This window comes from Helicobacter japonicus, assembly GCF_000762845.2.
Taxonomy (GTDB): Bacteria; Campylobacterota; Campylobacteria; order Campylobacterales; family Helicobacteraceae; genus Helicobacter_C; species Helicobacter_C japonicus.
Genome location: NZ_JRMQ02000002.1, coordinates 160,183 through 174,794 on the forward strand (window position 1 = coordinate 160,183; position 14,612 = coordinate 174,794).

General features: G+C 36.4%; 17 protein-coding genes. 8 read left to right on the forward strand and 9 right to left on the reverse strand.

Translation table 11 applies throughout. The annotated features are described in order from the left end of the window. Positions 1-29: 29 nt before the first annotated feature. Genes ruvX through LS65_RS02455 form a run of 8 tightly spaced genes read right to left on the reverse strand, consistent with a single transcriptional unit; the run spans position 30 to position 6,487 of the window. The gene (ruvX, locus tag LS65_RS02420; protein ID WP_034363642.1) at positions 30-446 is read right to left on the reverse strand and encodes a Holliday junction resolvase RuvX; all 417 of its coding nucleotides are present in this window, start codon (positions 444-446) and stop codon (positions 30-32) included. Then, complete coding sequence (locus LS65_RS02425; RefSeq protein WP_034363645.1) at positions 446-787, reverse strand: hypothetical protein; 342 nt, start codon at positions 785-787, stop codon at positions 446-448. Before LS65_RS02425 ends, ruvX begins: the two co-directional genes overlap by 1 nt. A gap of 53 nt (positions 788-840) precedes the next feature. Then, on the reverse strand, positions 841-1,638 hold the full coding sequence (dprA, locus tag LS65_RS02430) for a DNA-processing protein DprA (RefSeq protein WP_034363647.1): 798 nt from the start codon (positions 1,636-1,638) through the stop codon (positions 841-843). Next, a complete protein-coding gene (locus LS65_RS02435) occupies positions 1,635-2,642 on the reverse strand; it encodes a divergent polysaccharide deacetylase family protein (RefSeq protein WP_034363651.1) in 1,008 nt (335 codons plus the stop codon). The genes dprA and LS65_RS02435 overlap by 4 nt, the downstream gene beginning before the upstream one ends. Beyond that, positions 2,639-2,878 carry a cell division topological specificity factor MinE gene (gene minE / locus LS65_RS02440; protein WP_034363654.1) on the reverse strand — a complete coding sequence of 80 codons (240 nt, stop codon included), beginning with the start codon at positions 2,876-2,878 and terminating at the stop codon, positions 2,639-2,641. The genes LS65_RS02435 and minE overlap by 4 nt, the downstream gene beginning before the upstream one ends. Next, positions 2,875-3,693 (reverse strand): septum site-determining protein MinD, encoded by an 819-nt coding sequence (gene minD, locus LS65_RS02445; RefSeq protein WP_034363657.1) that lies wholly within the window; start codon positions 3,691-3,693, stop codon positions 2,875-2,877. Before minD ends, minE begins: the two co-directional genes overlap by 4 nt. Positions 3,694-3,751: 58 nt before the next feature. Then, on the reverse strand, positions 3,752-5,269 hold the full coding sequence (locus tag LS65_RS02450; protein WP_236096603.1) for a hypothetical protein: 1,518 nt from the start codon (positions 5,267-5,269) through the stop codon (positions 3,752-3,754). A gap of 3 nt (positions 5,270-5,272) precedes the next feature. Next, positions 5,273-6,487, reverse strand: coding sequence for an argininosuccinate synthase (locus tag LS65_RS02455; protein ID WP_034363662.1), 1,215 nt, complete (start codon positions 6,485-6,487; stop codon positions 5,273-5,275). A 209-nt stretch (positions 6,488-6,696) separates the two neighbouring features. Here LS65_RS02455 and LS65_RS02460 point away from each other — a divergent pair, with 209 nt between their 5' ends. Continuing rightward, positions 6,697-7,824 carry a cation diffusion facilitator family transporter gene (locus LS65_RS02460; protein ID WP_034363664.1) on the forward strand — a complete coding sequence of 376 codons (1,128 nt, stop codon included), beginning with the start codon at positions 6,697-6,699 and terminating at the stop codon, positions 7,822-7,824. 3 nt (positions 7,825-7,827) lie between these two features. On the opposite strand, the gene LS65_RS02465 is transcribed toward LS65_RS02460, so the two are convergent. Further along, a complete protein-coding gene (locus tag LS65_RS02465) occupies positions 7,828-8,787 on the reverse strand; it encodes a catalase family peroxidase (RefSeq protein WP_034363762.1) in 960 nt (319 codons plus the stop codon). 127 nt (positions 8,788-8,914) lie between these two features. On the opposite strand from LS65_RS02465, the gene cutA reads away from it, so the two are divergent. From cutA to LS65_RS02500, 7 genes are all read left to right on the forward strand, one after another. Continuing rightward, positions 8,915-9,232: a divalent-cation tolerance protein CutA gene (gene cutA, locus LS65_RS02470; RefSeq protein WP_034363667.1), complete on the forward strand. Its 318-nt coding sequence runs from the start codon at positions 8,915-8,917 to the stop codon at positions 9,230-9,232. 138 nt (positions 9,233-9,370) lie between these two features. After that, entirely contained in the window at positions 9,371-9,568 is a 198-nt protein-coding gene (locus tag LS65_RS02475) for a hypothetical protein (protein WP_034363670.1), read from the forward strand. Between the two features lie 245 nt (positions 9,569-9,813). Next, positions 9,814-10,023 (forward strand): hypothetical protein, encoded by a 210-nt coding sequence (locus tag LS65_RS02480; RefSeq protein WP_034363671.1) that lies wholly within the window; start codon positions 9,814-9,816, stop codon positions 10,021-10,023. A 294-nt stretch (positions 10,024-10,317) separates the two neighbouring features. After that, a complete protein-coding gene (locus LS65_RS02485; protein WP_034363674.1) occupies positions 10,318-11,766 on the forward strand; it encodes an LLM class flavin-dependent oxidoreductase in 1,449 nt (482 codons plus the stop codon). Beyond that, the gene (locus LS65_RS02490; RefSeq protein ID WP_034363677.1) at positions 11,756-12,754 is read left to right on the forward strand and encodes an ATP-grasp domain-containing protein; all 999 of its coding nucleotides are present in this window, start codon (positions 11,756-11,758) and stop codon (positions 12,752-12,754) included. The genes LS65_RS02485 and LS65_RS02490 overlap by 11 nt, the downstream gene beginning before the upstream one ends. Before the next feature lie 11 nt (positions 12,755-12,765). Then, positions 12,766-13,788, forward strand: coding sequence for an LLM class flavin-dependent oxidoreductase (locus LS65_RS02495; protein WP_034363680.1), 1,023 nt, complete (start codon positions 12,766-12,768; stop codon positions 13,786-13,788). A gap of 55 nt (positions 13,789-13,843) precedes the next feature. Further along, a complete protein-coding gene (locus LS65_RS02500; protein ID WP_034363682.1) occupies positions 13,844-14,605 on the forward strand; it encodes a substrate-binding periplasmic protein in 762 nt (253 codons plus the stop codon). Positions 14,606-14,612: the final 7 nt, after the last annotated feature.

Genomic DNA, 14,612 nt, shown 5'->3' on the forward strand with positions numbered 1-14,612 from the left:
ACAGATGCTTGTATTTATAAGGATTTTGCTTAGGATTTTTGCGATTGCATATATCGTTGCAGGATTTCGCACGCACTTAGAGAATCTATGCGCCCATCTTTTTGAGCTTTGGTGCGATTTCGCCTTTTCATATAAAGCGTAGATTCTAAAGCATTCACACTTGTGTAATCCTCATTGACAAAGCACACTTGCCCCTCAAAATGAAGCAAAGAGATAAAATGAGCAATGCGTTTTTGTGTGTCATTATGCTCTGCTTCCCCGCCGCTTGGCATTCCTACAACAAGAATGCTAATATCGCGCTCTTTGAGGACATCACTAAGTTCTTTTGCAGCTTGATTACGATTAATGCGTATAATTGGAGTAAGAGGAAAAATGATGCCTTGCGTGAGTGTAGCTAATCCTATGCGTTTAAGCCCCACATCACACGCAAGAATATGATGAGTCATTATTTACTTTTTTTAGAATTACCAGCTTTATAAGCCTGAATAACAGCAAGGATATTAAGCACTGCAAAAATAACCTCAATAATAGGTATAAGCACAAACCAACCCAAAAATGGAATAAATGCACAAACAAATAAAAGCAAAGCTTGGAGCAATGCAACACCGGAAGCCTTATTGATATTTTGTTTTGCAAAATCTTTACGCACAATATATGTTCCCACTAAAGGCACAAAAGTGGCAAAAAATGCAAAAACATAAGCTATCAGCGAAGCATTTTGTTCAAATGCAACATCAAGTTTCTTCGCATTTTCTTCAATTTTTTTTTGTAAGTCTAAATCAGCCATAAGTTTTCCTTTGAAATAAATTAAAAGTGGGGATTGTAGCATTTTTTAGTAATTTACAAAACACGAATAGAGCCGGATTCCCTTATAATTTTTCCCTCAAGTTCATATTCATAGAGCTTTGCACCAAAATGTTTATAGGCTTCTTCAAAACTTGGATTATTCGCACAAAATGCTAGAATCTCATCATCTTCGCAAGTCTTTGTGCCAAAAATAGATTCTATAAAAGTATTTATATTATAAATTGCCTGTGCCTTGCCCTTTGCAAGGAGGGTATTTGTTCCCTCACTCTCGCCTATGCGATGAGGCAAAACAAAAAGGGGTTTAGCAAATTCAAGTGCCAAACGCGCACTTTGCATAGAACCACTCCTTAAATCCGCTTGAGGAATCACCACATAATCACTTAGAGCAATAACAAGACGATTACGCTCCAAAAAGCTATGTTTATGTGGCATATAATGCTGCTCATATTCGCTTAATACAAGGGATTCACTCATCATTTTTTTAATCATATCCGCATTACTCTTAGGATAAAGTATTTCTAAACTTGCAGGAGAGAACATAATCGTGCGAGGATAAGCGTGTGTATGAGCGATAATATCTACTCCCAAAGCTCCTCCGCTTATGACTACACCATTATTTTGGGCAATTTTACTCGCTAGGGTAGCCACAAAAGATTTAGTATAAGAATTAGGCTTTCGTGTGCCGACAATGGCAATTTTGTGCGTGGCGGACAGAAGGCTTTCGCACTTTGTGCGCTCACCACGATAAAAAAGTTTTGCAGGAGGCTTAGGCAAGGAACGCAAAGCTGGTGGCAAAGCCTCTAACTCGCATATAGAATCTAGGCTATTCATTGATTAAAAGGAGCGCGCACATAGTGCGTAGTTTTACTACGAATGAGATAAGATTCTAATTCTTGTGGCGATACAAGCTCTACCGAATCTATTAAGTTATCACGCATTTGCGATAATGCCTTAAAGGTGCTGGTATTTGGGTGGCAAATTGCAATCGCATAACCCTTTTTCTGTGCTTTTTTCATCAATGATTGAATCTGTGCTTTTATATAAGCGACATTGGTTTCATTATCTAAAAATACATCGCGTGCCATTATAAGCTTACCCTGCTCTGCGGCTATACGCTCACTCACAGGACTACTTGTCGTAATACTATCAACAAATTTCAAATCAAGCTCATCAAGCACACTAAGGAGATTGCGCATATCATCATAGCTTTGAGTGAATTTGCTCCCCGTGTGATTATTAATATATACAAGATGAGGAAAATCAGCTTTAATCTCTGCTAACTGCGTTTTTATTGCTTCCTTATGTGTGCCAACTTTAATGGGTGTAAGCTCATTTTGCATAAATTGCTTTGCTTCAAGAGGGAGATGAACCATAAAGGTTTTATCTTTTTTATTTAAATAAGCCGCAATATCTGGTGTATGTGGATTATGCTTAGTTTTAGGAAAAATAGATGGTGTGATATTAAGCTTAAGTTTCTCAATCTTTTTTACCTGTGATAAAGACGAGAGGTCGTCCATTATAAGAAGCACTTTTGGCTTCTCTCCCGTATAAGCCTTAGAAATGTCTGTTTTAGAAGTATATGTGCGCTTTGATGACGAAACAGAATCTTGTTCTGTGGCATAAGGATTCTGATAAGTATCTTTATTATTTGTAGGGCTTACTCCTAAGTCAATAAAATTGTCATTATGCAGATGAGAAAAAACCTTGCCAAATCCATAGATAAGCGGATGTTGGTTTATCTTTTTAGATTCTTCTGTAGATTTTAAATCTAAAAGAGAATCTGCTTGAGCACAAATAACAAAAAAACAAAACAAAAGATATAAATAAAGTTTCACTTAGTATTCCCTAAAGTAATCTGCACTTCAAGCATACTCATATGCTGATTACTATTTGTGCTAAAGTGAATCTCATTTGATTTTGTATATTTTTGCACAACTTGGAGAATCTCCTTTTGCATCTCCTCCAAATAAGGAATATTAACACTACGCTCACGGGCTAAAACAATTGTAAGACGCTCTTTTGCTTTTGACGAGCTATTTTGCGAGTTGCCAAACATACTAAACAAACTCATTGAAATATCCTTTTTAATGCTCCCATTACACCACTTTCATTTTCAAACGATACAAACTCGACTTTCTCTCCCAATATTCGCTTTGCAATACGCATATATGCCTTTGCACTAGGGGCTTGTGTATAAATTACAGGCTCACCCGTATTTGTTGCACTCACAATTTTGCTATCTTCTGGGATAAGCCCAATAAGGGGTAAAGCAAGTATGCCCAACACATCATCAGCTGAAAGCATTTCACCCTTTTTTACCAAATCTGGCTTAATGCGATTGATGATAATATGCTTTTGCACTTCTTCACCATTTTGTGCTTTGATTGATTTTGCATCAATTATGCCTATTACCCTATCACTATCGCGCACAGAGCTAACCTCTGGAGTAACAATTATCAATGCCCTATCAGCATAAAGTATTGCGTGTTCAAACCCACTTTCAATCCCTGCTGGTGAATCAATAAGAATATAGTCAAAATTTTCGCGCAAAGATTCAATGAGTTTGCCTACCTTATCCTTATCGAGGATTGTTTTATCCTTTGTCTGTGAAGCAGGAAGAAAATAAAGATTCTTTGTTTTTTTATGATTAATGAGAGCTTGTGAAAGGTTGCATTTACCTTCCATTACATCAATAACATCATACACAATACGATTTTCTAATCCAAGTAACATATCAAGGTTACGCAAACCAATATCAAAATCTACGGCTACAACCTTTTTGCTCTCTTTTTCAACCTCCATAGCTAAACCCACAGCAAGATTTGCAGTAGCGGTAGATTTGCCTACACCACCTTTACCTGAAGTAATCGTAATAACTTGTGCCATATCTGCTCCCATTTATCAATTAAAATATCATTATATAATGCTAAAGTTTAGTATGCGCTTATTTGAGTTTTTGTTGCAAACTATTCAACATTGAACAAGCATTATCTAATCCACCTTTACACGCCTTTTGATAATATTTCAATGCTAATTCATTATTGCTACTCACACTTCCAAAGCCGTGTTCATATATGCCACCCACACTCGAACACGCTGCGTTAATAATGATTTTTGTATGCTCCTCGCACCTGTAAATATTTGCCTTTTCTTCGCTCAAAGCACTCACAGCTTTGCAATTTCTTTTCACATCACTTTCACAAGCAAATAATGTATGTTCTAAGGCTTTGTTTGCATCTTTAGTTGTTCCACCTAAGCCCTGCATTTCCCATAATCCTAATTGATAACAACTATTTGCATCTTTTAACTCACAGCCTTTTTCTAAAAGGATTCTTGCCTGTGTGTGATTTTTATTTGCCCCGCCAAATCCGTGATAGTGGTAAGATGAGAGATATTCACAAGCCATACCTAAGCCATTTTCACAATCCCTTTTATACATTACACCGCGCTCATCAAGATTCTCATTTTCGCTATATTGCTCTAAGGCTTTAAGATTCTCACAACCTGCGTTAAATCCATAATCACACGACAAAGTGGCGTATTTTTTAGCAAGGGGGATATTTTGTGGAATCTCTTGCGCGTGTTCATACATAATCGAAAGATTATAGCAACCTCCGCCATCTTTGCTATCACAGGCTTTTTCATAATATTTTTTTGCATTGTTTAAATCTTTTTTTTCAAATTTATAACTCGCACCTAATGCCCTGCAACCAAAAGGAGAATCTAGCTCACACGCTTTAAGCGCATAAGAATGCAAGAGCAGCTTTTTGTTTTGTGGAATGCTCTCAAAAATACCGAGCCAAATCTCACTTATTGCAACCTCACAAGCTTCTTTTCTCTCTTTTGCCCCTAAAGAGGTGGCAAGACATTTTTTACCATAAAGGGATTCTCGCTCTAAAGCAGGAAGCGGCTCTTTACTTGCCTTTTTAATATGCTCAATATAGTCCCACTCTACTAAACCGCTCTCTAGATTCACAATGCTAAAAATAAAATGATAAGACACAATATGCAAACTGCCCTGCTTTGTTGTATCATTTGTAATCCGCGCACTTAAGGAATATTTAGGAGCAATCAATGTGCCTTTAGGGATAATATCACTAAACTCCTCATTATTACGCATTGCACGAATTTTATCAAGGCTCGGGTCAGCATTAAAAGCATTACCTGAAATAGCTGCTGTAAGTGCAAATTTTTGAGAGCGCACCATATCCGATATAAGTTCTCGTGCCAAAAGCCCAATATCAATATCAAAATCACTTAAATTATTAAAATCTGAAATCATTAAGACTTTTTTTGTTTTGGAATCTTTTGTAAATGAAGATTCTAATAAATCTGCTCCTGCTAAAGAGGTGATTTGAGCTATATCATCAAAAGTAAGTGTGAATGGATTATTCTTACCCTGCTGTGCATAAATATGCGTGCAAAATAAAAATACTAAGATACAAAATCTTAAACCCCTCATCACTTATTTGTCCCTATTTGCCTTTCCTGCGATGATAAAGCGTAAAGCATTAAGCTTTATAAACCCTGCGGCATCTTTTTGATTATATACGCTATCTTCCTCAAAAGTGCTGTATGCCGCATTAAATAAAGAATTTTTAGATTCTCGCCCTATGACAATAACATTACCCTTATAGAGTTTAAGGCGCACTACTCCGCTTACTTTTTGCTGTGTCTTATCGATAAGGGCTTGAAGAGCCTCACGCTCTGGGCTAAACCAATAGCCATTATAAATAAGCTCTGCATACTTTGGCATTATAGAATCTTTTAAATGTGCCTCTTCCCTATCAAGACACAAAGATTCTATCGCACGATGAGCTTTTAAATATATCGTGCCTCCGGGTGTTTCATAGCAGCCGCGAGATTTCATACCCACATAACGATTTTCTACTAAATCAAGTCGCCCAATGCCGTGCTTTCCACCCAGCTCATTGAGCTTCTCCCAAAAACGAGCAGGATTTAACTTCACACCATTAATACCTACACCATCACCATTTTCAAACTCAATACTAATAGATTCTGGCTTATCTGGTGCATCTAAAGGAGAAATACTCCAACGCCACATATCCTCCTCTGGCTCTACATTTGGGTCTTCTAGAATCTGCCCCTCATAGCTAATATGCAATAAATTTGCGTCCATTGAATACGGCGACTTATTAGGTTTTTTATCAATCATTATCCCTGCAGATTCCGCATAAGCTAAGAGTTTCTCGCGACTATTTAAATCCCATTCACGCCAAGGAGCGATAACCTTAATATCTGGATTAAGCGCGTATGCTCCTAGTTCAAAACGCACTTGGTCATTTCCCTTACCTGTCGCGCCGTGAGCAATAGCGTCTGCACCCACACTCTTAGCAATCTCTATAAGTCGCTTTGCAATTAATGGACGTGCGATGCTCGTGCCAAGCAGATATTCACCCTCATAAATAGTATTTGCACGAAACATAGGAAAAACAAAATCACGGATAAACTCCTCTCTTAAATCTTCAATAAAAATATTTTCACTTTTTATACCAAGTTTTAAAGCCTTTGCTCTTGCTGGTTCAACCTCTTCACCTTGTCCAATATCAGCTGTAAAAGTTACAACTTCACAATGATAATTATCTCCAAGCCATTTTAAAATCACACTCGTATCAAGTCCGCCACTATATGCTAAAACAACCTTTTTAATCGCTGCCATCTACATTCTCCCTAATTTAAAATAAAACTTTATTTTATACTAAAGATTCTATATATGCAATATATTCTCCCTGTGGTTTGACTTCCTTGTTTGCTTAACTTATGAAATTTATAAAATTAAGCTATACTTCAAGAGTTTTGGACTTATTTTTCATTTATAGAAACTTAAAGATTCTCAACTTTGCAACATATCATTTTAGAGGCATATTAATGAATCAAAGCCCACATAATGCACAATCACAGCATATCAATTATGGCACAAGTGTGCGGAATCATAAAGCACGATTTACACCAAAACTTCATCATAATCTCCACGCAAAAAAGATAGATTCCCAACATCATATCAAATCTCTTAAGGATTCGCTCAAAGATACTCTCAAAGCTGCAAAAAAAGAACAATTTGTGCTTAAAGCCTCAATGTATAGCGCACTTGCTTTAGCCATTTTTGGTATTACATTTGGAATTTTGGTTAAATCTATGGCAGTTATTTTTGATGGCTTTGTTGCACTTATTAGTGTAGGGTTAGGCGCACTTAGCGTAGTAACTTCGCGTTATATCTACAAAGAAGATGATGATATTTTTCAATATGGCTATGTGAGATTTGAACCAATGGTCAATCTTTTTAAATCACTTGTGCTTATTTTTGTCTGCGTATATGCTTTTATTAATGCCCTACAAAGTATCATTAATGGCGGCTATGAAGTGGAGCTTGGTGGGGCAGTGGTATATAGCTTGTGCGCCTTTGTGTTTTGTGCTGCACTTTTTGTTTATACCTCACTCTATGCAAAAGTATTAGAATCTGATTTGATAAGAGTTGATAATACAGAATGGAAAATCGATTGCGTATTATATTTGGGTGCATTATTAGCATTTGGTGTGATTTATATACTTCCCCATATAGGCGAAATAATGAGTGAGATTATAGATAAAAATACATTTATAGAATCTCTTCTTTCTCCTTCAAGTGCTATTGCCTATTATATTGACCCTGCACTCCTAGCTGTGCTTTCTTTACTGCTGTGTATTTCACCTATCCGTATTGCAATTGCAAATTTCAAAGATTTGATTATGGTAGCCCCACCTGAAATTGACAATAAAATTACACATATTATGGAATCTTTAAGCGAAGAATTTGGTTTTAGTGATTATGACACGCACGTGGCAAAATCAGGACGATTTTATATGGTAGAAGTCAATATCCTCACACACGAAAATTTTAAACCCACAACTATGAAAGAATTTGATTCTATTCGGGAACGCATTGAAAAAGCACTTGAAATTCCAAGCTACAAAATATGGCTTTCTGTAAGCTTTACTGCAAATCCCAAGTGGTTATAGTCTCTATTGCCTTCTGCTAAAAGTAATCGCATAAGTAGCGTTTCTCGTATCAAATAACGGGTCTTTTGGGGGCTGTACACCTGTGGGTAAATCTTGTGGAAAATACACTTCATTATTACACTTTGTGCCACTATATTTTGACACCTTGAGCGTTCCAACAAGCACTTCTTTATGTGTTCCATTCCAAAGTGCAGTCGTATCATTTGTAACATCTTGTTTATTAGGATAAACTAAATACATATCATATTCTATTGGCTTTTTCTTCGTGTAAGAGCGAAAGGAATAGAGTAAAAAGTCTTTATCTAACTTAGAGAGTTCTTGCTCACTTAAATATTGAACTCCATCTTTTGGGACAAATTTCCATCGTGCTGGTATAAACTTTTTGTCTGGTGTTTGAAAATAAAAGGTATGAATACTATAAAAACTTGTATGTTCCAAACTTGATATGCCCATATTTTTCACATAATTTTCAAAATTTCTATAAGATCTCACTTTTTGCGTAAGTTTTTTGATTTTTTCTGTATCAGGTTTCCCATCTTCTTTAGGGATTCTCATTTCAAAATATTGCCCAAACTCTTGGGGATTTTTGGCAAAATTAATTTCAGTATTAAGCATTACCATTGTCCAAGTATCTTTATCTCCTTGAAATTTTAATGCCATTCCTCTCACTTTACTCCTATCATCTGTTTGAGCTCCACCTAATGAATAGCGAATCTCCATAGAAATAGAACCTTGAGAGAGCAAAGGCACATCGATAGCCGAAATGATACCTTTATGTGGGATAAACTCGCCGATTGCACAAAAACCTTTTGTGTGATTGATTTTTTGAGTAGGCTTTACCACATTGCCATTTAAGCGATAAAAAATATCTGCGATATCTTGTGAATCGTAAGTTTTTTTCTCACTTGCAAAAGCAATATTGCTCAAAATACAGCACACAAGAACCAAACCTAAATTTTTCATAAACATAAAAGCTCCTTAAATGTAAAATTTGAGAGTATAGCCATAGAGCAATAACAAGTCAAAACCTCGCAACACATTTAGTAAAATAAGAATATAATAATTCATCTCAATAGCCTAAGGAATGTATATGTTGATTATTCACACAACAACCCCAAGTAAAAAGGAAGCCAAACATCTCACACAACTCTTATTAGCATCTCGCCTTGTAGCTTGTGTGCAACGACACAAGATAAAAAGTGCTTATATCTGGCAAAAAAATGAAAAAGAAGTTGTGTGCAAAGAAAATGAATACTTACTCATTCTTAAAACGCTGCCCGAGCATTATGAGGCAATACAATCTCTTATCCTTTCCCACCATAGCTATGAAGTGCCTGAAATCATTGCTTTTGAAGCTAAAGCCCAAAATGCCTATGATGCTTGGATAAAACAAACACTCAAAGCTTAGAATCTTATGTGTCTTGCTTTCTATGCCTAATTTTTTGATATTTGCAAGAATTTTAGATTATATTTACCAAATCGTTTTTTTTTTTTTTGTAACATACTCTCTAGGCAATATGCCTTATTTTACTTCAAGGAGAAAATTATGAAAAAGCTATTCATTATAGCAATGGGAATCCTCTTAAGTGCCTCTATGGCAAATGCTTTTGATATTAAAGGAAATGCTGTTGATGCGGCTTCTGATGTTGCAAATGGTAAAAGCGCGAAAGAAGTAGCCGAAGCAAAGAAAAAAGAGGCAGTAAATGCGGTAAAGACAGAGGCTGAAAAAAACAAAAAGAGTTAATGGATAAAGCCGATGCCAAAACAGGAGGAGCGGCAAGTGTTGCAGGAGGACTTCTTAAAAAATAGTCTTTTATCACTTAAAGGAATCTAAAAACAAGATTCTTTTAAGTAGCTCTTTTGCTTCTAAGTTTTTATGCTATACAATATCCAAATATAAACAAAAACTAGTGTTACCATTTGTTTTCTTTGCCCTTATAGAATCGCCCTTGTAGGCTAACCTACTAAATTTTATTCAAAGGAACTATTATGAAAAAATTATTCATTATAGCAATGGGTATCATCTTTAGTGCCTCTATGGCAAACGCTTTTGACTTCAAGGGTGAAACTTATGGAAATGGCAAAAACACAAAAGAAGTGGCTTCTGCTAAGAAAAAAGAAATGAAACCTTCAACAAAATCGGAACTAGATAAAAAGAAAAAAGAAGCAATAAAAAAACAAATGCAAAAACAAAATTAGAGCTATACTAAATAGCCTGTTTGTAGAATCTAAAGATTCTACAAACAACTCCTCATCATTTCTTTATCTTTAATTTAAGACTAATTTAAAACTTTCTCAATTTTTCCTAAAACCATAAATCAAGTCAGTTATGAAGCCTATTTAACAACATAATTTGATTCGCCCTTATGAGTAAAAAAGTAGCAATAATATGCAAATTTTTATGATTACATATTGTATTTTTAAAAAAATGTAAGTATAATACACTTCATAAGTTCAAACAAACTTAATAAAATCTAAAAAATGGAGGCATCAATGAAAAAGGCAAAACCTATCCACTTCAACGCCTTTGAGATGAATTGTATTTCTCACCTTAGTCCGGGGCTATGGCGATACCCAAAAGACCAAGCACTGCAATACAAAGATATTGAGTATTGGCAAAATATAGCAAAGATTGCAGAAAAAGGGTTCTTTGATGCCATTTTTATCGCTGATGTCATAGGGGTATATGATATTTATGGGGGAAATGATTTGGGCGCACTCAAAACTGCTTTGCAAGTGCCTGTGAATGACCCTACACAACTTGCAGTTATCGGTGCAGCAGTTACACAACATTTAGGCTTTGGTGTAACTGCTGGTGTGCCTTTTGAGCACCCATTCCCTTTTGCAAGAAGGCTAAGCACGCTCGACCATCTCACAAAGGGGCGCGTTGGGTGGAATATTGTTACAGGTTATCTCCCTAGTGCAAACAAAAATATGGGCGAGAGTGAATTACCTCACGATGAAAGATATGCACTTGCTGATGAGTATATGGAGGTTATTTATAAGCTTTTAGAAGGAAGCTGGGAAGATGATGCGGTAATTTTAGATAGACAAAGTGGTGATTTTGCAAATCCTGCTAAAATCCATCACATAGGACATCACGGCAAATACTTTGATGTGCCTGGCATTCATATATGTGAGCCAAGCATTCAGCGCACACCTGTGCTCTTTCAAGCAGGAAATTCAGCTCGTGGGAGACAATTTGCAGCAACACACGCAGAGGCTATTTTCATTGCTCCACCTACAAAAGAATATGCTAAAATCGCAGTCAAACAAGTGCGTGATGCACTTATTAATGCAGGAAGAGACCCTTATAGTGCAAAAGTATATATTCTTGCGACAATTATTACTGATGCAACCGATGCTCTTGCAGAAGCAAAATATAAAGACTTACTTTCTTATGCAAGTGTTGAAGGTTCGCTTGTAATCAATTCAGGTTGGTTAGGTGTGGATTTAAAGAGATATAATCTTGATGACCCATTAAGCAATATCAAATCAAATGCCATAGTAGCCCAAGTGGAAGCCTTAAGTAACTCTACCACAGATGATGGGAGAGTTTGGACACTAAGAGATTTAATCAAACTCACAGGCGTAGGCTGTCAAGGACCAAAATTTGTTGGAAGTCCGCAAAAAGTAGCAGATATTTTGCAAGAATTTATTGAATACAGCGATGCGGACGGATTCAATCTTGCCTATGCAACAACACCGGGTACTTTTGAAGATGTGGTAGAATTTATCGTGCCAGAGTTACAAAAGCGTGGCGTGTATAAGGAAGCTTATACACCCGGCAGCTTAAGACACAAACTCTTTGGCAAAGGTGATAGGTTGGGATATAACCATATTGGCTCACAATATCGTGTAGGCGGCGCAAAATCCACCATAAATGATTATGCTGGAACAGGCAGATTCCAAACAGGAGGAAGAGAAGATTATGTTATATAATTCATTATCACAAGGCATTTTTATTATCCACGAGAATCCTGAGTGGATTCCACCTTTTGCAGAGGCATTTAAGCGTGCAGGGATTAAGTTTAGTGAAATCTTACTCACACAAGATAGCATAGATGTAAATTTACCACCACCAAATGGAGTGTTTTGGAGTAGATTAAGTGCTTCAAGCCACACGCGCAATAACACATATTCTAAGGAATATGGGCGCACGATTTTATCGTGGTTAGAATCCTATGGCAGACGTGTGATTAATGGAAGTGCAGTGCTTGAGCTTGAAGTAAGCAAAGCGAGACAATATCTCGCCTTAAACAAGGCAGGATTCCGCACACCAAAAACAATAAGTGTTTTTGGCAAAAAAGATTTGGTATCATCTGCTCATAATTTGCAAACACCCTTTATTACTAAGCACAATCAAGGTGGCAAGGGTTTAGGAGTGCAGAGATTTGATGATTTAGAATCTTTTAAGGTGTATGTGGATTCTAAGGATTATGAAGAACCAATTGATGGTATTACGCTTTTGCAAGAGTATATCCCCTCAAAAGAGCCATTTATTACTCGATGCGAGTTTATCGGAAGTAAGTTTGTCTATGCAGTGCGCGTGGATACGAGCAATGGTGCGTTTAAACTTTGCCCGGCTGATGCGTGTGAAATTGAAGATTCTAAAGAATCTTTACCTGCACTTGCTGGGGCAGCTTGCGATGTGGGAAGTGCAGATAAGTTTAGCATAAGAGCAGATATAAGTGCTAATACACCGCTTGTGCGTGATTTGGAGGCATTTTTACAAAAGCACCATATAGAAGTTGCCGGAATAGAGTTTATAGAGAGCAAGAACGGAGAATTTGTCGTATATGATATTAATACAAACACAAATTACAACAGCACTCTAGAATCTAAGCTGCGTGCGCAAGGCAAAAGTGGTGCGAGTGATACAATCGTGCGGTTTTTACAAGAACAATACGAGCTTACACAACATCAATAAAAGGAGAACGTATGAAGTTTGGATATTGGACACCTGTTTGGGGAAGTTGGTTAAGAAATGTCGATGATGATACTACACAAGGCACTTGGGAGTATATCAAGGACTTAGCATTGCACGCAGAGAAGCTAGGCTATGTGCTGACACTTGTTCCAGAGCTTTACCTTAATGATATTAAAGGTGAAAAAGCTCCTGCACTTGATGCGTGGGCGATTGCTAATGGCTTGGCAGCAGTTACAAAAAAAATTGAGATTCTAGCAGCATTGCGTCCGCAGTATCATCAAGTTGCTCTTACCGCAAAACAAATTGCTACTATTTCTCAAATCTGTAATGGAAGATTCAGTATCAATATGGTTTCAGCGTGGTGGGCAGAGGAAGCGAGGCAATATGGCATAAACTTTGATGGACACGATGATAGATATGCTCTCACACAAGAATATACCAATGTTTTAAGAGGATTCTGGAGTAAAAGTCCCCTGAATCATCAAGGCAAATATTTTAGTTTTGAAAACTCATTTAACGAACCAAAACCCCCAAAAATGCCGCTTGTATATGCAGGAGGTGAAAGCGAAAGAGGAAGAGAATCTATCACACAATTTGCAGATAAATACTTAATGCACGGAGGCACGATTGAGGAGGTAAGAGAAAAAATTGCTGATATGAAAGCAAGAAAACAAAAAGCTGGATTAGCACCTTTTGAAGGCTTTGGAATGGCTACTTACATTATCATTAGAGACACAGAAGAAGAAGCCCTAAAAGAACTAGAAAGAATCACAACGATTAAAAATTATGCAGATTATGAAAATTCTTATAAGAATTTCACAGGCAATTCACAGCTTGATGTAGAAGTATCTAAATATGATTATAGTGTTTCAAATCGAGGATTACGCTCTAATCTTGTTGGGACACCTAAACAAGTCGCACAAAGGATTAAAGAATACGAAAAAGCTGGGCTTAATCTGCTTATTGTGCAATGTGCGCCAATGAAAGAAGAGCTTGAACGCATTGCTAAAGAATTAATGCCATTGGTAAAATAATTTTATATACAATAGCATTACAATTAAAAACCAAAAAGACCAAAAGGAGAATAGAATGAGAATTATTAGTGCATTGCTTTTAGCCTTAAGCATAGGCTTCGGGCTAGAGCTCAAAGTTGGGAGCGAGAATGCTTATAAACCTTTTGCTTATATTGAAAAAAATGGGGAAGTATCAGGTTTTGACAATGATGTGGTAAGGGTTATTGCTTCATATATTCCGGATTCTCATATAGAATTTAGCCCTCTTAACTGGAATGCCATTTTTAGTGCCCTTGATGCAAGAAAAATTGATATAGTAGCAAATCAAATTACCAAAACAAAGGAGCGTGAGGAGAAATATATTTTTTCAAAAAAACCATATTTTTATGACATAAGCACACTTATTAGTTTGCAAAATACACCTATTGAAAATATAAACGAGCTAAAAAATGCTAAAATCGGTGTAACAGTCGGCTCAAATCACGCTAAAAATCTTGAAAATTATTTAAAAAACCATAAAGATTTAGATATTAAGCTTGTCTATTATAAAACAACTTCTACACTTATAGCTGATTTGAAAAACAAAAAAATCAGTGCTATGGTGAATAATCCTATCGCAGCAAAAGATTATGCCAAGGCACAAAATATCACAATAAGCGTTGCTAAATTCCATTTTGAAAAAGTACCTGTATATTTACTCTATCGCAAAGAAAGCAAGAAACTCGCAAAAATACTTGATGAGGCAATGGATAAGGCACTCAAAGATGGTAAGATTCAGGCTCTTCAATTGCAATATTTTGGCGAGGAATATATCCAAATGCTCAAAAATAATTTATAAGGAGATA

Coding starts and splice junctions, on each gene's coding strand:
- ruvX (WP_034363642.1), bottom strand. CDS start 446: ATGACTCATCATATTCTTGCGTGTGATGTGGGGCTTAAACGCATAGGA.
- LS65_RS02425 (WP_034363645.1), bottom strand. CDS start 787: ATGGCTGATTTAGACTTACAAAAAAAAATTGAAGAAAATGCGAAGAAA.
- dprA (WP_034363647.1), bottom strand. CDS start 1,638: ATGAATAGCCTAGATTCTATATGCGAGTTAGAGGCTTTGCCACCAGCT.
- minE (WP_034363654.1), bottom strand. CDS start 2,878: ATGAGTTTGTTTAGTATGTTTGGCAACTCGCAAAATAGCTCGTCAAAA.
- minD (WP_034363657.1), bottom strand. CDS start 3,693: ATGGCACAAGTTATTACGATTACTTCAGGTAAAGGTGGTGTAGGCAAA.
- LS65_RS02450 (WP_236096603.1), bottom strand. CDS start 5,269: ATGAGGGGTTTAAGATTTTGTATCTTAGTATTTTTATTTTGCACGCAT.
- LS65_RS02455 (WP_034363662.1), bottom strand. CDS start 6,487: ATGGCAGCGATTAAAAAGGTTGTTTTAGCATATAGTGGCGGACTTGAT.
- LS65_RS02460 (WP_034363664.1), top strand. CDS start 6,697: ATGAATCAAAGCCCACATAATGCACAATCACAGCATATCAATTATGGC.
- LS65_RS02465 (WP_034363762.1), bottom strand. CDS start 8,787: ATGAAAAATTTAGGTTTGGTTCTTGTGTGCTGTATTTTGAGCAATATT.
- cutA (WP_034363667.1), top strand. CDS start 8,915: ATGTTGATTATTCACACAACAACCCCAAGTAAAAAGGAAGCCAAACAT.
- LS65_RS02475 (WP_034363670.1), top strand. CDS start 9,371: ATGAAAAAGCTATTCATTATAGCAATGGGAATCCTCTTAAGTGCCTCT.
- LS65_RS02480 (WP_034363671.1), top strand. CDS start 9,814: ATGAAAAAATTATTCATTATAGCAATGGGTATCATCTTTAGTGCCTCT.
- LS65_RS02485 (WP_034363674.1), top strand. CDS start 10,318: ATGAAAAAGGCAAAACCTATCCACTTCAACGCCTTTGAGATGAATTGT.
- LS65_RS02490 (WP_034363677.1), top strand. CDS start 11,756: ATGTTATATAATTCATTATCACAAGGCATTTTTATTATCCACGAGAAT.
- LS65_RS02495 (WP_034363680.1), top strand. CDS start 12,766: ATGAAGTTTGGATATTGGACACCTGTTTGGGGAAGTTGGTTAAGAAAT.
- LS65_RS02500 (WP_034363682.1), top strand. CDS start 13,844: ATGAGAATTATTAGTGCATTGCTTTTAGCCTTAAGCATAGGCTTCGGG.